This is a genomic window from Candidatus Nanohalococcus occultus, from assembly GCF_029207735.1.
GTDB lineage: Archaea > Nanohalarchaeota > Nanosalinia > Nanosalinales > Nanosalinaceae > Nanohalococcus > Nanohalococcus occultus.
In genome coordinates, this window is record NZ_CP104395.1 from 645857 (window position 1) to 666824 (window position 20968).

26 protein-coding genes and 3 tRNA genes are annotated in these 20968 nt (G+C 46.8%); 9 read left to right on the top strand and 20 right to left on the bottom strand.

Annotation, left to right across the window (positions count from 1 at the left end; translation table 11 throughout):
• Positions 1 to 20: 20 nt before the first annotated feature.
• Positions 21 to 503: a hypothetical protein gene (locus SVXnc_RS03730; RefSeq protein ID WP_347721588.1), complete on the top strand. Its 483-nt coding sequence runs from the start codon at positions 21 to 23 to the stop codon at positions 501 to 503.
• 44 nt (positions 504 to 547) lie between these two features.
• Entirely contained in the window at positions 548 to 838 is a 291-nt protein-coding gene (locus SVXnc_RS03735) for a hypothetical protein (protein WP_347721589.1), read from the top strand.
• Here the strand turns inward: SVXnc_RS03735 and SVXnc_RS03740 are convergent.
• Together SVXnc_RS03740 and SVXnc_RS03745 are read right to left on the bottom strand one after the other, a co-directional pair.
• Complete coding sequence (locus tag SVXnc_RS03740) at positions 835 to 1803, bottom strand: nucleotidyl transferase family protein (RefSeq protein ID WP_347721590.1); 969 nt, start codon at positions 1801 to 1803, stop codon at positions 835 to 837. The two genes, SVXnc_RS03735 and SVXnc_RS03740, sit on opposite strands and share 4 nt — an antisense overlap.
• A gap of 23 nt (positions 1804 to 1826) precedes the next feature.
• On the bottom strand, positions 1827 to 2084 hold the full coding sequence (locus tag SVXnc_RS03745) for a hypothetical protein (protein WP_347721591.1): 258 nt from the start codon (positions 2082 to 2084) through the stop codon (positions 1827 to 1829).
• A 92-nt stretch (positions 2085 to 2176) separates the two neighbouring features.
• On the opposite strand from SVXnc_RS03745, the gene SVXnc_RS03750 reads away from it, so the two are divergent.
• Positions 2177 to 2377, top strand: a tRNA-Thr gene (locus SVXnc_RS03750).
• 36 nt (positions 2378 to 2413) lie between these two features.
• Here SVXnc_RS03750 and SVXnc_RS03755 read toward each other — a convergent pair.
• From SVXnc_RS03755 to SVXnc_RS03790, 8 genes are all read right to left on the bottom strand, one after another.
• Entirely contained in the window at positions 2414 to 3316 is a 903-nt protein-coding gene (locus SVXnc_RS03755; protein WP_347721592.1) for a cation diffusion facilitator family transporter, read from the bottom strand.
• Complete coding sequence (locus tag SVXnc_RS03760) at positions 3294 to 3575, bottom strand: ArsR/SmtB family transcription factor (RefSeq protein WP_347721593.1); 282 nt, start codon at positions 3573 to 3575, stop codon at positions 3294 to 3296. The genes SVXnc_RS03755 and SVXnc_RS03760 overlap by 23 nt, the downstream gene beginning before the upstream one ends.
• A 133-nt stretch (positions 3576 to 3708) precedes the next feature.
• Positions 3709 to 4866: a restriction endonuclease, SacI family gene (locus SVXnc_RS03765; RefSeq protein WP_347721594.1), complete on the bottom strand. Its 1158-nt coding sequence runs from the start codon at positions 4864 to 4866 to the stop codon at positions 3709 to 3711.
• Entirely contained in the window at positions 4853 to 5884 is a 1032-nt protein-coding gene (locus SVXnc_RS03770) for a DNA-methyltransferase (protein ID WP_347721595.1), read from the bottom strand. Before SVXnc_RS03770 ends, SVXnc_RS03765 begins: the two co-directional genes overlap by 14 nt.
• Before the next feature lie 66 nt (positions 5885 to 5950).
• Positions 5951 to 6466 (bottom strand): DUF3592 domain-containing protein, encoded by a 516-nt coding sequence (locus tag SVXnc_RS03775; RefSeq protein ID WP_347721596.1) that lies wholly within the window; start codon positions 6464 to 6466, stop codon positions 5951 to 5953.
• 28 nt (positions 6467 to 6494) lie between these two features.
• Positions 6495 to 7919 (bottom strand): PH domain-containing protein, encoded by a 1425-nt coding sequence (locus SVXnc_RS03780; protein ID WP_347721597.1) that lies wholly within the window; start codon positions 7917 to 7919, stop codon positions 6495 to 6497.
• On the bottom strand, positions 7916 to 8398 hold the full coding sequence (locus SVXnc_RS03785; RefSeq protein ID WP_347721598.1) for a PH domain-containing protein: 483 nt from the start codon (positions 8396 to 8398) through the stop codon (positions 7916 to 7918). Before SVXnc_RS03785 ends, SVXnc_RS03780 begins: the two co-directional genes overlap by 4 nt.
• A gap of 121 nt (positions 8399 to 8519) precedes the next feature.
• A complete protein-coding gene (locus SVXnc_RS03790; protein WP_347721599.1) occupies positions 8520 to 8723 on the bottom strand; it encodes a hypothetical protein in 204 nt (67 codons plus the stop codon).
• A 164-nt stretch (positions 8724 to 8887) separates the two neighbouring features.
• Here SVXnc_RS03790 and SVXnc_RS03795 point away from each other — a divergent pair, with 164 nt between their 5' ends.
• Positions 8888 to 10234, top strand: a complete 1347-nt coding sequence (locus SVXnc_RS03795; RefSeq protein ID WP_347721600.1) for a restriction endonuclease — start codon at positions 8888 to 8890, stop codon at positions 10232 to 10234.
• A gap of 179 nt (positions 10235 to 10413) precedes the next feature.
• On the opposite strand, the gene SVXnc_RS03800 is transcribed toward SVXnc_RS03795, so the two are convergent.
• The 5 genes from SVXnc_RS03800 to SVXnc_RS03820 form a co-directional block, all read right to left on the bottom strand.
• Positions 10414 to 11766 carry a dihydrolipoyl dehydrogenase gene (locus tag SVXnc_RS03800; RefSeq protein ID WP_347721601.1) on the bottom strand — a complete coding sequence of 451 codons (1353 nt, stop codon included), beginning with the start codon at positions 11764 to 11766 and terminating at the stop codon, positions 10414 to 10416.
• Positions 11767 to 11900: 134 nt separating this feature from the next.
• A complete protein-coding gene (locus SVXnc_RS03805) occupies positions 11901 to 12050 on the bottom strand; it encodes a hypothetical protein (protein ID WP_347721602.1) in 150 nt (49 codons plus the stop codon).
• A gap of 155 nt (positions 12051 to 12205) precedes the next feature.
• A complete protein-coding gene (locus SVXnc_RS03810) occupies positions 12206 to 14128 on the bottom strand; it encodes a glycoside hydrolase family 15 protein (RefSeq protein WP_347721603.1) in 1923 nt (640 codons plus the stop codon).
• Positions 14129 to 14186: 58 nt separating this feature from the next.
• On the bottom strand, positions 14187 to 14528 hold the full coding sequence (locus SVXnc_RS03815) for a winged helix-turn-helix transcriptional regulator (protein ID WP_347721604.1): 342 nt from the start codon (positions 14526 to 14528) through the stop codon (positions 14187 to 14189).
• A 46-nt stretch (positions 14529 to 14574) separates the two neighbouring features.
• Positions 14575 to 15627: an NAD(P)/FAD-dependent oxidoreductase gene (locus tag SVXnc_RS03820; RefSeq protein WP_347721605.1), complete on the bottom strand. Its 1053-nt coding sequence runs from the start codon at positions 15625 to 15627 to the stop codon at positions 14575 to 14577.
• A gap of 157 nt (positions 15628 to 15784) precedes the next feature.
• Here SVXnc_RS03820 and SVXnc_RS03825 point away from each other — a divergent pair.
• Together SVXnc_RS03825 and SVXnc_RS03830 are read left to right on the top strand one after the other, a co-directional pair.
• Positions 15785 to 15857: transfer RNA gene (locus tag SVXnc_RS03825), tRNA-Pro, on the top strand.
• Positions 15858 to 16240: 383 nt separating this feature from the next.
• Complete coding sequence (locus tag SVXnc_RS03830) at positions 16241 to 16555, top strand: hypothetical protein (protein ID WP_347721606.1); 315 nt, start codon at positions 16241 to 16243, stop codon at positions 16553 to 16555.
• A 27-nt stretch (positions 16556 to 16582) separates the two neighbouring features.
• On the opposite strand, the gene SVXnc_RS03835 is transcribed toward SVXnc_RS03830, so the two are convergent.
• Positions 16583 to 16846 carry a hypothetical protein gene (locus tag SVXnc_RS03835; RefSeq protein WP_347721607.1) on the bottom strand — a complete coding sequence of 88 codons (264 nt, stop codon included), beginning with the start codon at positions 16844 to 16846 and terminating at the stop codon, positions 16583 to 16585.
• Positions 16847 to 17044: 198 nt separating this feature from the next.
• On the opposite strand from SVXnc_RS03835, the gene SVXnc_RS03840 reads away from it, so the two are divergent.
• From SVXnc_RS03840 to SVXnc_RS03850, 3 genes are all read left to right on the top strand, one after another.
• Positions 17045 to 17659 carry a hypothetical protein gene (locus SVXnc_RS03840; RefSeq protein WP_347721608.1) on the top strand — a complete coding sequence of 205 codons (615 nt, stop codon included), beginning with the start codon at positions 17045 to 17047 and terminating at the stop codon, positions 17657 to 17659.
• A gap of 39 nt (positions 17660 to 17698) precedes the next feature.
• Complete coding sequence (locus SVXnc_RS03845; RefSeq protein WP_347721609.1) at positions 17699 to 18871, top strand: HD domain-containing protein; 1173 nt, start codon at positions 17699 to 17701, stop codon at positions 18869 to 18871.
• Between the two features lie 125 nt (positions 18872 to 18996).
• Positions 18997 to 19070 (top strand) — tRNA-Tyr (locus SVXnc_RS03850).
• Between the two features lie 23 nt (positions 19071 to 19093).
• Here the strand turns inward: SVXnc_RS03850 and SVXnc_RS03855 are convergent.
• The 4 genes from SVXnc_RS03855 to SVXnc_RS03870 form a co-directional block, all read right to left on the bottom strand.
• Complete coding sequence (locus SVXnc_RS03855) at positions 19094 to 19276, bottom strand: hypothetical protein (RefSeq protein ID WP_347721610.1); 183 nt, start codon at positions 19274 to 19276, stop codon at positions 19094 to 19096.
• Positions 19273 to 20001 carry a signal peptidase I gene (locus SVXnc_RS03860; RefSeq protein ID WP_347721611.1) on the bottom strand — a complete coding sequence of 243 codons (729 nt, stop codon included), beginning with the start codon at positions 19999 to 20001 and terminating at the stop codon, positions 19273 to 19275. Before SVXnc_RS03860 ends, SVXnc_RS03855 begins: the two co-directional genes overlap by 4 nt.
• A 121-nt stretch (positions 20002 to 20122) precedes the next feature.
• On the bottom strand, positions 20123 to 20365 hold the full coding sequence (locus tag SVXnc_RS03865) for an RpoL/Rpb11 RNA polymerase subunit family protein (RefSeq protein WP_347721612.1): 243 nt from the start codon (positions 20363 to 20365) through the stop codon (positions 20123 to 20125).
• On the bottom strand, positions 20365 to 20949 hold the full coding sequence (locus SVXnc_RS03870) for an METTL5 family protein (protein ID WP_347721613.1): 585 nt from the start codon (positions 20947 to 20949) through the stop codon (positions 20365 to 20367). Before SVXnc_RS03870 ends, SVXnc_RS03865 begins: the two co-directional genes overlap by 1 nt.
• Positions 20950 to 20968: the final 19 nt, after the last annotated feature.

A 20968-nucleotide genomic window follows, 5' to 3' on the forward strand; every position in this document is an offset into this window, starting at 1 on the left:
TTCTTGACAATCTAGCGCATATGAAAGTACAAGTATTTCCGACAGAAAACCCCGAGCAACTTGTAGAAAACCTTGAGAAACGAGCGGAAACCGCTGAACTCAAGGACGGGAAAATAGAGGTAGAGACCGAAAGCTACAGGTTTCTCGAAAAGGTTCCTGGCATCGAAAAGTTCGAGGCAGAAGGCGAAGAACACATGGGACTGGGCGGAAAGCCAGTCGAGACACAGGTTTATGCGAAGATCGAATCCAAGGAAGATGCCGTAGAATGCCTACTGGCGACCGTGGAAGGATACGATCTAAGGATTCTGAACACCGGCCGTGACTGGGATCTGCGGAAGCTGAAAAAATTCAACCCGGACATTAAACATCTGAAATTTGATGAACCAAGGGAAGAATTCGGTATCGAGAAAGCGCTGTTTGAGGCCGAGGATCTGGATGAGATCAGTGTTGAGATGCCTGAAAAAGAAGAGGTACTTAAGATCTACCGGGAACTGTTGACCTGAAACAACTTAAACAGTAAGGTTTCAAACAAAGGTGTAGAGGAATAATGAAGGACATAGACTTTGAGCGAACAGAATACGTAACCAACCGCGAGTTAGAAAATGATGAAGGAGAAGAAACCGGGAAGCTACAGATGTTCTCATATGATAACGAAGTCTTCCACTACAAACTAACGTGTCCTTACTGCCAGCACACTTTCGAAGGAGAAGAAGAGCTAGGCAGCCGTCCATGGTGGATCGAATGCCCTGAATGTACACGCTCAACAAACGTATACCGAATCAAGGACAAGAAAAAACGGGAGATCAAGGACAGGGCGCCGGACCCATCCGACGTCTAGATCTCATTTTCAACCACGTTTTTCCTTTCCTCATTCAACCAGTCCTGAACCTTTGAAGCAACCTTTACTCCGAACCCCTCCAAGTCAAGTTCTGATACTGTTTTTCCCGTATTCTTCGACTTCGACAATGGCTTGCCATTACTATCCGATATCATAGGCGCTAGGAAGTAAGCCGGTGTCTGGCCGCATGCGAGTTCTGTGGTTTTTGCGACCTTGGTGATCTTCGAGGTTTTCTGCTCTTTTTCCGCAGACCGGTAGTCGCCGCCGAAAACATGGACCGCAGTGTCCTCACCAGGATCCCGGATTGGGTCAACTAGGTAGTACACTCCAATTTGGCCAGTCAAAGGCTCGGATATAAACCCGTTCATACACTCGCGGTTTCTACACGGCGCCACAAGCTCGTCAGCACCCGGCGAGTAACTTGCTCCCTTCGCGTGGGCGTAACCGCATACGTTACACGAAGAACTAATAGGTGAGATATATCTCCGTCTGAACCCTCCTCCGTAGAATCCATCGAACTCATCGATATTTTTCAAAACAGTTCTCAAAGCATCCGTATAATCTTCATCTCCATGAAGATCCGATAAGTACCTGGTGTTGATCTCTATACCGAAATGCTTTTCCAGTGTCTCGAGGTACGGCTCGATCTCCTCCATCCTGTGTTCGGCTATATTCGCGTGTTCTCCGCACGGACAGTCTCTCCTGTAGAAAAGTTTCATTACACGGTTGTTTTCCGGGAAATGATGTTCATGGATATGTGCGCTCCAGTCAGTATCACAGCAAGTCACCGTTAAGTCAAGCAAGAGTCTGTCGGCGATAGCAGCCGCATACCCGATTGTCAGAAGATTTCCAACGTGTAACTCTCCGCTCGGCCGGAAGCCTACCTCAACTTTGCTTCCTTCAGGGTTCAAATCAGCTAGTTCACTGAAATCAGATGTTACATCGAATCTTTCCGGAGGCTTCATACATTCGAGTTGCTGGTTGAAGACTAAAGATAGTTGCTGAAAACCTTCTCGAAGGCTTCGACCATTCCAGGATACTGGGCCTTGATCTCCCTGAGAATCGCCTCAGTATTCGCCTCGGTCCTATGGATTCCAAGACCTTCGATATCCTCCGATTCCAACCTTTCCAGTGTTTCATACAGATCGGATTCGTAAGATGCTTCGACAAAGTGCCTGGCGCAAAGCCATTCGTCGTTGGTTCCTGAGACTGCTCTGCCCACGCATTTGCCGCATACCTTCGCCATAAACCAGTTTAAACTAAAAGAAGTTACAAGCTCTTCGGTCCCAGACCAGCTCCAGCTATTTAACCGTTCAGGGTGAAAACCCACATACAGACGCCTCCGTGGCTCAGTCTGGCTAGAGCGGTCCCCTTGTACGCGTGGTTACGCTCGAGCAGGACGCAATAAACCGCTTCCAGCGGCTTTAAGATGCGTTCTGGATTCGAGCGGAGCGAGAATGGAACGGTACGTGAACTTGAGATCGTATCGATCCGATCTAAGATAGGGACAGATCAAGGGTTCAAATCCCTTCGGGGGCTCTTTATTACTTTCGGTTCGTATCCCTCGAACAAATTCTAATGTTCTATACGGTGTTTACAGATTTCTTCTCCAGTATCTTCCATCTCTATTGTGATGTGGTCGGCTCCGTTTTCGGACAGTATTTTCCTGATTTCTGCTCTTGTCTGGTTTACCTCTTCCAGTTCTGTTAGGTTGTGGCAGACGTGGAGTGAAGCTACTGTTATCTGGCTACATAGGTTCCAGATCCTTAACTCTCTTACTCCCTCTACTTCGTCTAATTCAAGTATTTCCTCCTTGATTTTACTGGAGTTGAGCGGGTTTTTCTGTAGGAGTATTCCTGTGCTTCCCTTCAGGACTTTTCCAGCACTCCAGACTATCACTCCTGATATAAGTACTGCGGTTATCGGATCTGCTGCTTGGAACCCTGTGAAGTAGATTATGAGGGTTGAGATTATGACTGCGATTGAGCCGCCTGCGTCTCCGAGCAGGTGGTAGAATGCTCCTTTTTCGTTGAGGCTCATTTCTCCGCCTTGTAGGTAGTAGACCGATCCGATGTTCACGAGGAGTCCTCCAAAGCCTATGGCAAATGTAGGTACGGGGTCTATCTGGATTGGTTGAAGGAATCTCTGGTAGCTTTCCCAGATTATGTATCCTGCCATAGGTATGAGAAGCGCGCCGTTGAAGAAAGCAGTAAGTGTTTCCAGTCTGTGAAGTCCGAAGCTCCATTCTTTTCCCCCATCCCTGTTTTCTGCGAGGTAGGCGGAGCCGAACGCTGTGATGTATGCGAGGGAGTCGAACAGCATATGGAAGGCATCGCTGATCAGGGCGATTGAGCCGAATACTACTCCTCCGATAAGTTCTACTATGAATCCGATTAGGTTGATTGCTGATACCACTCCGAGCTTCTTTGTACTTGTTTTCTCGTTGTGGCTGTGGTTATTCTCGGGAATGTGCGACACCTGCTTCAATTATTTCTTCGATGTGTTTGTCGTTCATATTGTAGTATCGATGCTTGCCGTCTTTCCGCTTTTCAACTATCCTTCTGTCCTTTAGTTTTCTCAAGTGATGTGATATGTTGGAGTTAGTCATATCCAGTTCTTCAGTCAGTTCGTGGACACATTTTTCTCCTTCAGAAAGCGACAACAATATTTTCAGCCTATTCTCACTGGATAATGCCTGAAATATCTCTGCGGTTTCAGATAAATCTTCTCGATACACAACGCTTGAATAGTTGTTCAAATATTTAAATAATGGTAATCTTTCTTCTCTTTATTCTTTCTTCTTTAGCAGAACAAAAAGTCTTTTCTAAGTCCGGAACTCAGAATCTAATATCTGTTCGCAGCCGGAGGTTTCACTCTAGTTTTTCCGGTAGCTCTCTTATTATGTCGTTCCATTTCTCTATGTGCTGTCCTTTCAGATCGGTGTTCCGCTCGTAGTCTTGTTGGAGGTTTTCCGTGTATTTCTCTACGAACTTCGAGGGCTGATCTGCCAGACGTAAGTAGTACTTGAGAGTTGGAAGCACACCGTCTACGATGATCTCGCAGTCTTCCTCGCTGCTCATTTTATGGATGAATTCATCGATTTTCTGTTTTTGGCTTCCTAGTTGCTTGTCTGCCGTGGTTAAAAAGTAGTATCTGTCTACGTTGCTGTTTCTAATCTTGTTTTCAGCATTTACGAGTCTGTAGTACGTTGTTGTCTTTTCATGTTTGATCTCCACTGCTTCGAAGTAGTCTTGTTCATCCAGTACTTCGATATCTCCTATTGTAGACGACTGTGTGTCGGGCGTGGTATGAGAGCCGAGTTCGAGAAGCTCTTTTCCATCATATCTGCGGACGTCTTCTTTTACAACCTGATAGACTGTGTAGATAGCTATTACCGGGATACGAGAGCGACCTCCTTTACTGTAATCTGCTTCAATATGTCTTTTGACAGAGTCGTGTATCAGACTGATGGTGAGCCTTTCTTCGGCCTCAATCTCAGCCAGATCAGCTTGTTTTACAGAGCTTTTTCTCTCGAGTAAAAGCAGGTGCGCAGTTAAAGCATTTTCCGGGTTGACCGATCCTTTCTCCAGTTCCGCCATGGCTTGGAGAAAAGCGTTTTTCACTTCTTTGTTCCTTATCTCCCCAGGATAATCCATGTTGTAAGGCTCTGGCTGCTCTAAAGATCGTGTTAGCCACCCTGCCTCACCCATAGCAAACCGGGGAAAGTTATCCTTCATGAACGGAGTAACGTTGTTGAAGTCAAGAGTCCTTCCAGAATATCCGTCATCCATCTTTTTCTGGTGTTTTCTAACATCCTGATCGGGGTCAAGACATTTTTTAAGGACACTTGTCAATAAAACCGTGTTTACAGCTTTCTGCGTGTCTGCGTTCTCAACAACTATCTTCAGATTCTCGAAATACTTTGAAGAAATATTTTCAAGAAATTCTTGGCCCTCATCTTGCCTATACTGCTGAGTTGCTTGCTGGTGAAAGCTCTCAAGTCTCTTCCTTGGATTAGTCTCCGACATAATCAGAAATCTTTGTTTCAGCATTTATTGAGTTAACTCTCTGTCTTGCCTTCTCACAGTACTCCGGGTTCAGATCATAGCCCAGATAATCCCGGTTCAACTTTTTTGCCGCCACAGCCGTAGTTCCCGAACCCATGAACGGATCAAGTACGAGATCTCCCTTATCAGTCAACAGCCTCAGAAGATGCCGGATTATGTACTCTGGATAGATAGCAGGGTGGTCACTCCAGTCAATCGACTCGACGGAAGACTCTATTACATCAGTCTTCATCTTGTTTCCTTTCAAATCTATAATGGTGAAACCTTTATCCCTGATTTTTTGCATTCTGCCGCCTTCCTGACCGCCGTAAGGCAGTGCGTGGACTCCTCGTATCTTCATTCTGAAACCAGTGATATCTCCATTATGGACTCGGTCTATCGCATCCTGTAACTCCTTTTCAGCCTGCTGTTTTTCCTCTTGTGAGAGATCGGACTCTTCTATCAGCTCGAAGTATTTTTTCCCGTACCGATCAGTTCTTTTCTTACCTTTTATCTTGGTCTGTGCGATATCTAGATGTTTCTGATACTCCCGGATATCGTGCTTGTAATCTTTTGAAAGAGCGAAGTGGAAGAACGGTTCCGTGCTTCTTGTAAGCGTTCTATCCGACTGCCTTGGAGTAGGATTGGTTTTATGCCACGTAATATCGTTTACAAGCTTCACTGGCTCATTATCAATCATTCGAGTGGCAAAACGGGAAGGTATTAGCATCCGCCCATTGTCAACCCTTTTATCTCCCATGTTAAACACCATACTTCCGCTTTCCTTGGTGACTCGGACACACTCCTTGAAAACCTCATGAATCTTATCTATATAGTCGTCAACATCCTCCTCTCTGCCTATCTGTCCCTCCATATCATAGTCTCGCTGATTAAAGTACGGAGGAGAAGTAATCACAAGATCGACAGAATCATCAGGAAGTTTTTTCATTTCCTCAACGCAGTCGCCGGCGATTATCTGGTTTCGCGGTGCTCCAGGCATACTAATCCCTAACGATCTATCTTTATTAAAATCGTATCCAGCCGTGAGTTTAAAAACCACAGGTTTCTACGGCCGAATCAGTACGTAAAGACCGGCAAACGCCATAACTGTTCCTATGCCTACAAGCAACAGCGGTCCGTTCGACCGTTTTTTCTTCAGGAATCCTTCTCCCGGCTGCTCAGGATCTATGTATACTCTTATTACCTCTGAACCTTCTGGATACTTTTCCAGTAACCTCTCCGCGGAGGATCTGGAGTTAAACTCTTTTTGTGTGTCTCCAGGCGGATACATGTTGTCGCTGACATATGAGCTGCCACTGTAGAGGTATTCAAACCGTATCACAGGAGTGTAATCAGAACCGCTTCGACGCCCACCGGAGTCTTCTACTATCTCGGTGCTGACCACAGTTCCTGTTGTGTTAACGGCGTTTTCTATGGCCTCTCCCTGTGCGCGGTAGTTGAGATAACCCCATCCTGAGAGTGCGAGACCCGCTATAATGAGGACTAGACCGACCGCCAGCTTCTGCCTCCCGCTCAAATCGTTGAAGCCGCTTTCTCTTCCAAGAGATATTCTCAGCGGCACCACCTCGATCGAAGAGGCCGGCGAAACGTTACAGCGAGTCCTGGAGTTTCCTGTAACATTGTTCTTTGACCTGTCTGAGCTGTTCTGTGTCTAGATCAGTGATTTTAGCGTCTTTCTGGAAGAGATTAGTGCCTGCTATATCGAGTACAAGGCTGGAAAGATTCCATCGTCTCTGGAAAACCGTCTGTGTTTCTATCAAGTTCTGGATTCTGTAGTAAGGCACGATCATGGTTTCTCGCTTCCAGAAACCGTTCATTGTTACGATTTTATCCTCGCCGACCTGGTAGCCCTTGTTCTTCCATTTTAGATGCGCGGCTGTGATGCTTAAAACAGTCAGAGCCGTGAAAACTGCTCCGGCAATCAGATAACTACCTGTGAAATACGCATACGTCAGCGTGCCTGCGGTAACCGCCGCATTCAGGATCATGTACCTGCCGAAGTATCTTCTGCGAGCTTTTCCAGGTATACTGACAGTATTTATCTCTCCGAAAGGCTCAATTTTATTGGCTAGTCTTATGGCCCGGTTGCGTTTAGTTAAAGGTATTGCTGACTCCGGTCCGCCCTCCATGGAGTTCTGCGCCGAGTATCCTGCGGTCTCAATTTTCAGCGTTGAGTAGCCGAACAGCCGTTTCAGCGGATTTTCTTCAACTGTCAGTTTCTGTATCTTTTCAAGCGGTATCGAACCCTCTGAACGGTTCAGAAAGCCGCGTTCGTACTCAAGTGAATCATCAGATCTCCAGAGCTTGAAACCATAGTACTTTAACAGCACGCTGGTAAAACTGGCCGCCCAGACACCTGCTAATCCCAGAACTAGGATAATAGATAATCCAAGTAAGACGCTGAGACCTGACTGCTCGACAGCTGTAAGCACCAGACCTCCGCCGACCCCTAGAAGACCCATTAGGCCGAATATTAGACCGGGCTTGACCGAGGTAACCCCGAGTACGCCCAGTTCCCTGTCACTTATCTCGTAGATCAGCTCTCTGTCCTCATCAGCTTCCTCAGTGTCTTCCACACCTTTTTTCAGATTTCTTATCTTTCTCTGGAACTGTCTGGCTTGTTCGTCTCCGATGAATTTGAGCGATGCCTCTGTATGGCCGCCTCCAGCAGTCTCAAGGCTTACCTTCGCGATACCGAGAACTCTCTGTACAACATTCTTTTTGATATCAACGTTCTGAATTCTGCTGAGAGGTATTTCCCTACTCTTCTTCTGGAAAACCCCGTGCCGAATATTGATGTTTTCCTCCCGAATATAGAAACTGTAGTTTCTCCACACCAAGTACTCCCATACAAGCGTTACCGTAGTCAAAACCGCCAGCACCGCGGCCACGATCGCTGCGGCTGAAAAATTCAAACTTGTTATACTGGCTCCGCCGGTGAAAACGAGGAATACTGCTATAGTGCCTACATCCTGTAGGGCATTGTATACAATGGATTTTCTATCCAGCTTCATACAGCATCTCGGTCTTCGGATTCGATCGCTACGTCTCTAAGCTTTTCCTGTAATCTCTCTGCGTCTTCTGGCAGTAAACCCGGCACTCTTACATCTGCGCCTCTCGTACCGGCAGTATAGACCACTACCTTGGAAAGACCTGCGATTCGATCGATAACTCCGCGTTGAGCGTCAACGTGCTGTATACGGACGAAAGGAACCATCGAACTCACTTTCTTGAAGACTCCGTGTTCGAGGTAAAGGTGATCTTCACGCACCTGGTAGTTCCAGGCATCATACCGTTTTTTCATGTAAATACCTCCCAGGAGACCAATGGCTATAATCACTGCTGGCGGCCATAGGACCCAGGTAGAGATCTGATTGTAGGCGGCGTACGGTATCAAAATCAATGTGGCTCCGACTAACAGGACGAAAAGCGCTACTTCCAGCCTCCAAACCGTTAGAAGTCTTTTCTCCGGTTTATTCATTTTCTCGCTCATAAAAACAAGTTTCAACCGTGTTTTCTTTAAATTAATCCCCCAAAACCATGTCCTAGACCACACAGTTTTCTGACGTTCAAAATAAAAGAGAAAGTTACAGAGCAGGCGAAGGAAATGGCGTTTAAGCCATATCCATTATCGAGTAGAACGTAATTCCGGCGCCCGCAAGCAGCAAAATCACTCCTTGTATGTCCGCGGGTACCAAAGCCGGCACGTTGAAACCAAGCTCGACTTGTGGCGCAAACGTTCCTTCATTCGTGATAAGTGTCAAAGCACCCAGTAGCTCCAGTACGGCACCTACAGGGAACAAAAGCGTCTTGTTCATACGTAAAACAAATCCAAAACACCTTATAAGATTATCCTTTACCCATAGGGTTCGTTACAACTATTTTGTGCCTAGTTAAGTCCGCCCGGATCTGACGCGGTTTTCTACCGGCCGAGCAGATACAAATTATTAAGCCGTAAGGCAGAACTGTTTAGTTGATGGCGATGAGTTCTCAAGAGACGATGTTAAGTGATTTGAGCGGTTTCGAGTTTGAAGAGCTTATGATGGATGTTTTCCGAAATCTGGGGTATGAAAACATCAGAAATCCTGGTAAGACGGGTGATGAAGGCCGAGATATTATAATGGAAAAGACTGTTGACGGAGTCAGGAAAACCTTCATCGTGGAGTGTAAGAACCTTTCTTCCCACGTTGGACGGCCTGTAGTCCAGAAGCTTCATTCAGCTGTAGCTACCTTCGATACGGAAAATCAGAAGGTCGGAATGATTGTGACAACGAACAGGTTCTCTGCGGCCGCAAAGGAGTATGCGGAAAAATCAGATGTACGTCTCTGGGATGGGAAAAAGATCAGAGAGATCGCAGAGGATATCGGCCTTGATCTTTACAACGGCGAGATCGAAATCGTCTGTAACCGGACGCTGCCCGTACCGGAGAAACGGAGTATAGTGGAAGAAAAGATAAAAGACGAGTTCTCCGAGTTGAAAAACTTTGAGAAACAAGTTATTGATGACATTGAAGTCGAACTGGAGCTTGTTCCTGCTGTAAAAATGAGATCTCAGATAGATTCGGTTTACGAGACCACTGTCGGCGTTGTAAACAGGATTCAGAGAGAAGACACCTTGATCTGGAGGGCAGATACAGAAGGCAGTGTAGAGGAGAGAAAAGACTCTGAACTGGAGAGGCTCATACATGATTCAGGGGTCGGCAGCCGGCTTGGTGCCTACGATCTGGAAGCCGAGTTCGATGATATTAAGAGAAGGCATTTTGAGAAAACCGAGACCGGTTTCAAACAGGATCTCGTAGAGTACGAAATAAAGGAGAATACAGAGCAGGTCAGCTATACCGGCGGCAACAATGTAACATACAACAAGACCCATAAACCGAAGGAAAAAGACGTGACCGTCACGGAGATCAAACCTGTCTACGTTCCGAAGATAAAGACCTCAACCCGGATAAAAGAACATTCTCACCGGCACAGCTACTTTACAGACAACAATCTGGAGATCAAGAAGAAAGATGAGATCCATGTTGACACTCATACCGGCAGGAAACCATTGTTATTCACACCAACCCTCTGTAGATACTGTGGAACTATTAACAACCGTTTGAACATCAAAGAAGAGAGGTTAAATCACAGTCCGATCTGTAAACACTGTTCGGAAACTGAACGTTTCATGCTGAGGCAAAAACATTTCGCCAGTCAGGAGAACCTAGAGAACTTCCGGGAAAACTACAAAGAACTGCCATTCTACCGTAAAGTCTTGGAAAACAAGCTGGGACTGGCTGCTCTGGGTCTGGCTGTTTTGCTCTTGCCTGTGATAGCAACGGTTTGACCGGCTGCCGGTTGATCGGTATTTAACAGTTCGCCCGTAGATTGTGTTTATAGGTCGCCTAAGCCTTTGTGAGAGGTCTAGGAGAGACCTGCTCAAGAACATCTCTTCGGAGAACCGTTCTAAGAGCCTTGGGATTTTGCTAATCCTGGCTCCTAATGAGTTTAATTTTTCCCAATTTACTAGATCTGGTTGAAAGCTCTTTGAACCACTTCGTTCAACGCCGGATGGATATGGATCGTATCCTTGATTCCTTCGACACCTAGATCGTTACGTTCTGCGACCAAGACCTCATGTATTAGCTGGGAGGCATCAGGTCCGATGATGTGAAAGCCAAGTATGTCTCCCTCCTGACTGGCAAGCAGTTTAACAAAGCCGTCTTTTTCCTTCAAAGCATGGCCCATTCCCGTGTTCTTGTACTCGTAACTGGCTTTGATGTAATCAACATTTTCTTCCTCAAGTTTCTGTTCGGTCTTTCCCACACCTGCGATCTGCGGTGAGGAGAATACGGCGTGAGGCATTGACCGGTAGTCTGCTATCTCTTTTTTCCCGAAGGCGTTTTTGATCGCGATCTCGGCCTCGTAGTTCGCAGAGTGTTTGAACATCCAGTTGTCGGCAATATCTCCGATGGCATAGACTCCGTCCTTGTTAGTCTCCATCCTTTCGTCGACCTCAACGAATCCGCGCTCGGAGGTCTTGATTCCAGCCGCCTTAACGTTTAACTCATCTGTGTTCGGAACCCTGCCGGCTGCGAGCAAGATTTTTTCTCCTGCGAACGAGTGTTTGTTGCCACCCCCGTCCTCTGCTACAACCTTTATTCCATCCTCCAGCTCCTCTACCTTGGAGGCATACATACCGAGATTTACGTTGAACCGTCTTTCCGCGATCTCTGTGAACTTCTCTGAGATTTCTCGGTCTTCTCGTTTGAGTAGGGAGTCTCCACTTTCAATTATTGTTACTTCGACACCCATGGCCTCGAAAAAGTGAGCTAGCTCACAGGAGATATAGCCGCCGCCGATCATAACTATCGATTCCGGTTTTTCATCCAGCTGAAGAGCTTCCTTACTCGTTAAATAGTCTATACTCGTTATTCCTTCGATCGGCGGTATCAGCGGCCTTGAGCCAGCTGCGAGAAATATTTTATCGGCCGTTATACGTTCGTCGCCGACCTTCAGTACTTTTTCATCGACGAACCGAGCTTTTTCCTTGTACAGAGTGTGGTTTTCCGATTTCTCTACTGCTTTTTCGATTCCTTCAGCGTCACTTGATACCGAGTTATTTACTTCCTGTACTATGTTCTCGAAGTCGATTTCTTCTACCTGTGCGTTAATATGGAATTTTTCGGAATCTCTAATGGTTTCTACTATGTCGGCGCGGTGGATAAGCATTTTTGAAGGTATACATCCGCGGTTCAGGCATGTTCCCCCGAGCGGACCTGGCTCCACTAATGCTACGTTTTTACCGTGTGATGCGAAAACTGAGGCAATATCCAGTCCGCTTCCTGCTCCGACTACGATGGCATCGAACTCCTTCATACAGTTATGTTTTATCGGGCCGGGATAAAAACTCACGGTCGCCGAACAGTTTCCGGCCCGGGCGGATAGATGAAAAATATGTGAGAGGCCGCTGCGACCTCTCAAGGGTTTAACCGGTTCTAGAGGGAAGGGTTTCACTGAGGGTTTCTCGAGCCGTCGATGATCTCTTCTTCATCGAGATCCCGGTGGAAATGTTCACGAGCGTACCGCTGGACTTTCTCGACTAGCTCGAATTCATCCAGTGCTTCCACCACATGGCCGTTTGGGAAGGTGAATTTTGGCATCTTCGAGGACACCTCAAGTCAAAACATAGGCTCTTATTTTAAAACGAATTATTTTAGACAATTATAGATTATAGAGAGTACATGGAAAAGCCTATCAAGTCTGAAAAAGCATCAAAACGTTTTTCCAGGCTTTTAATCATAAAAACCGGTTTTTCTTAACCCAGTTCCTTCTTTTTCTCAAGGTAGCTCATCGCGGTCTCTATGAACGTTGAATGACTCCATGTCAGGGGTGCTACCGACTTGCCTTCTCCTGTGAACGGATCTACCTGTTCCGGCAGTATCCCGGTCTCCAGTGCATTATCGTGCGCCCAGTGCATGTGTTCTTTCGCGCTCTCAAGCTCTTCAAAGCTTTCTGCGTTCATTATCCTGTGCTGTGCGAGCCACAGTGTACAGATCACCCATGGATTGCCCGGAACTTTCTCGAAATCACTGGTCACACTGTGATAACGGTCTCCTTTGTAACGTGCTATTCCTCCGATCTCTGTATCCGGCGAGAGATCGTGTTCGATGGCGTTGACCGTGTTTTCAAAGTACTGATCGTCTTCTTCAACTAGGCCGAATTTTTCAAGGAAGATCAGTGGAGCAGAGACTTCATCGATCAGCTCTCCGTCCTCTAAGCCTCTTCCATACCTCATGGATTTCTCTGAACGGAGTTTTTCCAGTCCTTCGTGTTTTATAGTTTCAGCTCGGGTCCTGTATTTTTCTCCGTTCTCATCGACTTGGTCGGCGATGTCTGCTGCGGCTTCCAGCCCTGCGTATACAGATGCGACTGTGAAACTTGATATGTAGTGTTTTTCCTCCCAGAGATCGTGGCTTGGCTTCGGTAAACCTAGTTCCTGGTCGAAGTAGTCATGAATGAAGTCTGCGGCCGGTTTCACGAGCGAAGACCATTTTTCCTCCAGTATTTGCTGGTTATCCGAGTACTCTGCGAACTTTTTCAGAGACCAGATCACTAGAGCGGTCTCGTCTTCCTGTATAGGCAGCCGCGGATCTCCGTTCTCATCGACCCAGGGATGCCATGAGCTTCCAAGTGATTTATCCGGGTTGTATTTGTGAAGGAAGTATCCTTCTTCCTCAATTACCGCCTCTAGAAAGTCGAAGAACGGTTCGACCAGTCCGTCGAAACCAGCCTGCGCCATCGTCTCCGCTACAAGTGCGCCGTCCCGAGGCCAGACATACCCGTACTTATCCCGGTTGTAATCCAGGTTCGTAGAGTCGTTGGCCGCGGTTATCGCACCGTTATGGTTTATCTGGCTTCTGACAACTAGTATTGAGCGTTTAAGCTGCTCTTCTATATGCTTATCAAGCCCTCCGGCATCAAAATCAAGTTCTTCGATATATCCCCGCCAGCACATCTCCGTCTGCTCGAAAAAGTCCTGTACACGTTTATCGACCTCTCTGTTCAGCTCACGTACCTCATCGAAATTCCTACCTGTGTTTATCCAGTAGTAGAACTTACGGGAACCTTCAGCAGGTATCTGGAGTTTTACAGATAACGCAGAATCGACCTCTCCCTGTGCGATCGGGTTGCTGTTGAGTTCTCCGGACTCTATGGCTTCTTTGACCCCGTCACTGTATATTCCGTACTGATCGAAGTCACCGCATTCCCCGCCTTCTTTCTTGACATCGATCATGAAATACCGGTTTTTCTCATAATGAACTATACCGTTTTCCTCAGGTCTGAAAAGCGCGGTATCCTCCATTGAGTTACCGTAAACATTGAATTTTTGCTGGAAAAATATTTCGACAGTTCTTTCAGCGTCTCTAGTGTTTTTCACCTCTATTTCACGGAGGAACACGTTTTTATCGCAGTCCACACATGAGTTAAACAGGATTTCCAGGTCTTCTGTGCTGTTACTGGCCTCGGACTCTGTTACTATTGTCTGATCCTTGTAACGTGGTTCGGTCTCCCAGTCCTCAATCCATGAAAAACCATCGGCCTGTATACCTATACGGCTTTTTTCTCCAAGCACGTGGTCTTCCTGACCTGCGTACGGATAGTAAAAATCCCTAACTCTGAGAGAGTCATCTAGATTGACCAGCAGCGAGCCGTTCCCTAATGCGAGATGCCGAACCATAACCACGTTTTTATCTCGGAGATTTAACTATATGAGGCCACTTAGCCCTGTAAAAATTTCAGCCCTGTTTTTCGGTAAAGTTCTGTTCTCCCCACTCCCGCATAGCATCCAGCACTTTCTCCATACTCCGTCCTTCCTCAGTCAGAGAGTACTCAACCTTTTTCGGGGACTCGGAGAGGACTTCTCTGTTTACAAGCCGGTTTTCCTGTAAATCCTTCAGAGACCGGGACAGCACCTTTGCCGTAACCCCGGGAATCGAGCGTTTTAACTCGTTGAAACCTTTTTCCTCTTTCAGAAGCCGGTGGAGAATAACAGGATGATACTTTTTCCCTAAGAGGTTAGCTGTCGCAGTAACAGGGCAGAAATCCTCGCCTGTACACCAGTCCGGAAGATCACTCATAACAATCGATAGATCGGAAAACTGATTTATTCCCTTAGTACGTTCTTCACAGACCTATTCTGCCTGCCAGTTTTTTCTTCCTCAGGTTCAGCAGGTATACCTTCATGACAGCGTCTTTGAGCTTTCTGAAAACACTGCTTTGTAGAGCAGCCTCCTTATACATCATAAGACCGGAATCTCCGAGACTTACAAGCAAAGGAAACTCAGAGCCGTCATACTCAACCATATCCTTACGAGGCACATCAATATTTTTCGCAACAACCTCTGCCTGATCTATAGCGTTGTGAGCGGTATCTATAACCTCTAGATCCGCACAGTCGCCGAGAGCGAAAACCTGCGGATACTTCCGCCATCTAAGATACTTATCAACCGGTACACCATCCCGATCAACATTCAGAGAGTCTTGGACGGTTTTAGAAGCCTGTACACCTGCCGACCAGATACAGGCATCATGTTCAATCGATTTACCGTTCTCAAGTACAACCTTGGTTTCTTCAACGCGTTTTACAGCGCTTCCGCCCTTGAAGTTGATACCTTCGCTGTTCATATAATCAATTATCTTATGAGACGATTCTTCATTACCTGTAGACATTGGACGCGTAGCAGAATCAACCACCGAAACCTCTTTACCCATTTCACTGATCTCGCCAGCGACTTCGACGCCTACATAGCCAGCACCTACCACAGTGACTTTTTCAGCATCCTCAACTTTCTTCACGGATTTTTTAGCAGACGTAAGGCTGTAAAAACCGTCGGCGGAGGAAACATCCATGCCATAGGTCGCCGGATCAGATCCAAGCGCTACAACAAGGTAAGTATAATCATGGGTTCCCGCATTGGTATGGACTTTCTGTTCGGCAGGATCAATGTCCTCAACGGCCTCCCTAGAAAACTTAACGCCCGTGTCCTCGAACAGCTTGTTCAGATTAACTCTTAACTCATCCTCAGTATGTCTTTCACGGTACAGATCCACGAGACCCGGCTTGAACTCATGAGAGCCATTAATATCAAGCAGCTCTACATCATGCTCAGAGCCTATAAGATTCATACAAACGTTTACTCCCGCAAAACCCGCTCCTAAAACCAAAACCTTCGCCATATAAACTAATGTACTCAGCCAGGCTTAAAAACAACTCAGCCCAGAGTAACGCCCTAGTTTAAAACTTTTCGCCAACTTCTGTTTAGATACAAGCCTGCTAATGTTTGAGGCACGGTTCTCTAGAACCGTAACATGTTGATCAAACTGACAGCAGTTTGGCGGGATGGTGTAGTGGACTATCATTGGCCGTTTGGGACGGCCAGACCCCGGTTCAAATCCGGGTCCTGCCAAATAGATTTACTCTCACATCATGTAATTGTTTAACAGCTTTTCTCGAAATCGGAGTTGTAGAAGACTATGTCAGCCTCGAAGGATGATCAGGAGTATAGAATGATACACATTACCCTGTAAAAGGCCCTAGGGGAAAAGTGTGGACTCGCCCTGTAGAGGAATTCAAGAATCATTTTATAAGGACAGAGACAATTGAGAATGTCGAATCCGGCTTATTAACATGATTGTTCTAGCTTTTTTGAAGCTCGCTATAAATCTGAGCAATTGAATCCTCAGTGCCTTTAATTGGGAACTGTGCTGGATTTTTCCAACCGTAGTTCTGTTCGATGGTTTTAGAACAGCTTAGAGCTGTTTAATAAGCCGAGTCAGGACATCTTTGTTTATGATGAAAAGAACATTCTTGGCTATTTTGCTTGTTTTGTCGATGAGTTTCTCGGCTACAGCAATTTACGACCCTAACAACACCCACACATCTGATACGGACGGCCCGAAAATGCTGAAAGCCACTTCGTTACCTTCTAACTCCACACCGGCTGACAGTGAGAACGGAACCCAGGTAACTGAAAATGAGTCAGAGACCTCCGTTCAGCGGCCAGAACAGACACGCCCAGAACCGGAAGTTATGGTACAGCCCAAAAGACCGGTAAACCAAGGATTCATACCCAGAATCCTGAACACAATCAGAGGGCTTTTCTAAGCCCTTCAACTTTTTCTTTTTTCAACGCTATTCTGTAACAACGAGCCTCATTCTCTGCTCAGTTTTGTAACCTGCTTCACGTACGAGTTCTCTGGCAGCCTCCCTGTTTCCATCTAGGAGCTTGGCTATTTCATCAGACGACTCATTTTGATCCTCATGGAAAGTCAGCTCTTCTCCTCTGTAGTTCATCGAGTGTGTTTGTTCATCGCCTTTTCCGTACATTGTGTTTCCGTTTACGCTTCCGACTTGGCGGACAAAATCCGTTCTAACGTAGTTTAGTCCTCTTGACATGTTAGACTAGCCACCTCCAACTTATTTATGGACCGACTCCTCGAGCTATTTTCGACGCAATAACAAAACATATAAGACGTTTTAAGGCCTGTTAGCGGCTCGAAGAAGATAGTATACATTTGTAACTGCGTTTAAAGCCGTAACTGTGTATATACCGGACGGAAGCCAGTCTTAACTATATTGAGGTCGGAAGCAGAAATGAGCGATAGAGAGTTCGATGAAATACTGGAAGAAAGAGGTAGCTCCGAGAGCAGGGAGATCGATCGTATGCTGGAGGATGGCGGCGGTTACGGGGAATCGGGAGAAACCCAGCATCCGGATTACAGCGATGCCATGGATGCTATGGAACAGCACATGGAGATGCTTTTCGAGCATCGGCGGAAGATCGATCAGCACAACAGGATGATTGACCGGGTTTTCGGAGAGTACGAGCATCTGGTACCTAACTTCAGAGCAGAGTACCTCGGGCTTATGGACACGCTTATCGATCACATCGAGGATCGAAGAGCTGAGAAAAAAGATGAGGCTACTGCGGATGCGGTAAAAGGCCTTGGTTTCGTGGGCGCAGGAGGATTATCCGCTCTGGCCTACAGCAGTCCCGGGGAGTCGCTCGTAGATTTTTACACTTCGTCTCCGGATCTCTACAGTCAGCCGGAGATAGCTGCTGCCGCAATCGGGCTTCCGGCAGTCGGACTTTACATGTTTAAGAGATCGTTCGATAAATTCGGCCAGCAGTCCGAGTACCTCAGAGAAAAGGAAAGATACCAGAGAGCGAGAAGACAGTTCGAAGAACGTGGAGACGGGCAGAACTAAGGGATTTAAAGCTGAGAAAACCAGTTTTCCCTAAGCTGAATGAAACACGTAAAGGATGCGTTACATGGATATATCGAGTTGAACGATCAGGAGCAGAGAGTCGTGGATTCTCCGCAAGTACAGCGGTTAAGACGTATACGCCAGCTTGGACTGTCCTCGCTGGTTTATCCTTCCGCAACACATACACGTTTCCAGCATTCTCTCGGAGTTACGCATCTTGCCGGACGTTTCGCCGAATCACTTGACCTGGACGATCAGAGACGTCAAGAGCTGAGGATTGCCGCACTTTTACATGACTCTGGTCACGGCCCGTTCTCCCATGCCAGCGAGCTTGTGATGGAAAAAGAAGGCTACAGCCATGAAGATTTTTCCTGTAAAATAGTAGATCAGCTTGAGGACTGTTTCGAAGTAGATGCTGGCCGGGTAAAACGGATAATTAAAGGAGAACTTGAGATAGGTCAGGCGGTGGCAGGAGAGATCGATGCCGACCGCATGGATTACCTGATGAGAGATGCTCATTCCAGCGGGCTTGAACACGGACATATCGATGCCTCAACAATCATTCGGCTTGCCGAGATCGATTCCAGACGGTTAGTGTTTGACTCCAAGGCGATCGATGCACTGGAAGGTTTGTTCACCTCCCGGTTCCATATGATCAAGACACTTTACACCCATCACGCAGTGAACATCGCGGAGAAAATGCTTCAGAGAGCGCTGGAAGACTACGTTTCAGACGTCGAAAAACAGATGCGGATGGACGACTACGAGATGCACAACGCCTTGATGAACTCCAGCGGCGAGTCGAAGGAGATCTACTCTAAAGTGAAGGAGCGAAAACTGTACAAAAGATGCCTCGACTGGGACCGTGACAAACTCACCAAAGAACAGCTGAAAACTCTTGAAAAACAGATCAAGGACGAGAAGAAGATCGAGGAGGAAATAGCTGAGACTGCGGGTGTCGAAAGCTCGAAAGTTATAGTTGACGCTCCTTCAACGCCACGGATCAAGGAGATCAACGTCAAGGTCAAGAAAAACGGCTTTGTAAAGGATTTAACGGAGCTTTCACCGGTCCCTGAGGCGTTATCGAAAGCAGAGTGGAGAACCGTGAAGATGGAGGTCTACTGTGAGGAAGGGATCGAGGACGACGTTAGCGAAGCCGCTGAAGAAGTGCTGGAAAAGCACACCAACGCCATCAACGAGTACCTGGACTGACCGGAAAACACCAGAAAGCAGTTTACTTGAAAAAGGTTCCGTACTCTTCTTTGGATACGCACCCGCCTTAGCTTATCGAAACCTTACGAGGATTTCTCGATGAGCAAAACCGGGAAAACACGTTACCCGCCTTAGCTCAGCCTGGCAGAGCGGTCGACTGTAGATCGACTTGTCCCCCGTTCAAATCGGGGAGGCGGGATTTCCCAAATTTCGACTGGAACACTAGCTTCTCTTCATGTACTGATCGAGTAAAAAGTAGATTATTATCATTCCGAACGCGCCGTAGACGGCCGGAATACTGTATAAGCTCTCAAGGACGGTTGGAACTATGAAAAGCGCCGCGATCATTAAAGGTATCGCGATCAACGTCAAGACCTGTTTCCTGTCCAAATCCTGTAGTTTCATGCTCTCTCCGTACAGCTAGGATAGGAATCTACCACGAAAGGCTGGTCGCCGTTGAAACCAACCAGATCCATCACTAAGAGTTTCAAACCGCCTATACGCGGTATTACAAACAGAGATGTGCCATGAACTTGCTCAGGAGTTACATTGGTCTCGAAAGAAAGCTGCTGGTTGTTGTTATCGCCTTTAGTCTCGAGATAGTCTTGATTTTTCTCTATTACTCTGTGAACGATCGGTATAGAAACGCCGTCTACACTTTCGACGGTTAGACTTGCTCCACCGATCTGGTATGTCCTGTCCTGCTCAATCCTGTATTTATCGCCGTTGAAACGAATTATAGCTGTCTCCGGGCTTCCGCCGCCATCGGTATTTTCAACATTAAGCAGCGATAGCTCTCCGGCCGAGGTCTCAACCGGCTCTGGTTGACCGTAGTTAGTTACTCTATGGCTCTGGCCGTTTACCGAGATCTCTGCTTGCTTTGTGCTGTATACAAGTACGTCTCCTTCCTTTATGTCTTCAAAGTTCTGTCCTTGAACTACAAGTATGTCTCCTACGTGAAGCTGTGGATACATTGAACATGAAACAACTGATACCACGGGCTTATCGGTGTTGAGTACAGCTCCCGTGGTTTGAAGTATTCCAAAGGCAAGTACGAGCGATATAACGATAAAGTAAAGTTCTTCTACAGCCCTGTTATCGAAGAAAGCCTCTATTTTTTCCATCTTCATGTAAACTTCTGCCTTCGCTGTGTTTAAACCGGTTCGGTTGGGAAGCTCTGAACTTTTCAAGAGGTTAAAATCTCTGTTTGAAAGAAATACAGGTCTATAAGCCAGTTTTCAGAGTGTAAACTTATAGCTGGCCTTCCAGCTCGTCCATCCACTCTTTGGCCTTCTCGATTCCCTTCTGTAGGTCTTCTTCAGGCGTATCTGATTCTACGATCAGTGTGGATTCGTCTCCAAGCGGGTGTCCTTTGTCGTATGCTGCTTCGACACCTACTTCCCATAGTGCTTTTCTGACTAGGTTTGCTACTGTGTGATGCTGTGCTACGTCCAGTGCCAGCCTTCCGTCCTTCTCAAATGATTCAAGCTCCATTATTGTTTCCTCACGTGAACGGCCTCTACCTCGATGATGTGTCTTTCCTCCGTGTGGAACGCTAACGTGGGAGGAAGCGATATCTCGTAAGTTTCAGCCTCTTTCAACTCATGTAGGTCTGAAAATTCTTTTAAGCGTTCTTTCAGCTTCGGGTTCAAAACCGCATAGATAACATCCCCTATCTCCAGTGCTTTACGCACGAACTCCTCTCCAAGCTCGGTGTGAACCGAGAAAGGAGGATTCATGAAAACAGTATCGAACTCACGATTCAAGTCCCGTATATCCTGTTCTATGACTTCTATTTCAACGCCCGCAGTCTTTATGTTTTCTCGCAGCGTTTCCAAAGCTTTAGGGTCTTTTTCTACCGCGGTTACCTCCGCTCCAAGCAATGCCGCTGCTATCGCAAAGCTTCCTGTGCCGGTTCCAAGGTCAACTACCTTTTTACCCTCCAAGTCGCCTTGCATGTAGGCCGTATATACTAGATCGGAGACCAGCTCCGGCGGAGTTATGTACTGTTCGAGAGAAGCCTTCGGGTTCTGAAAACCCTGTAATTCAGCTATTCGACGTTTAAGCTCTGGTTTCACTTTATGTTCCAAACCGGGT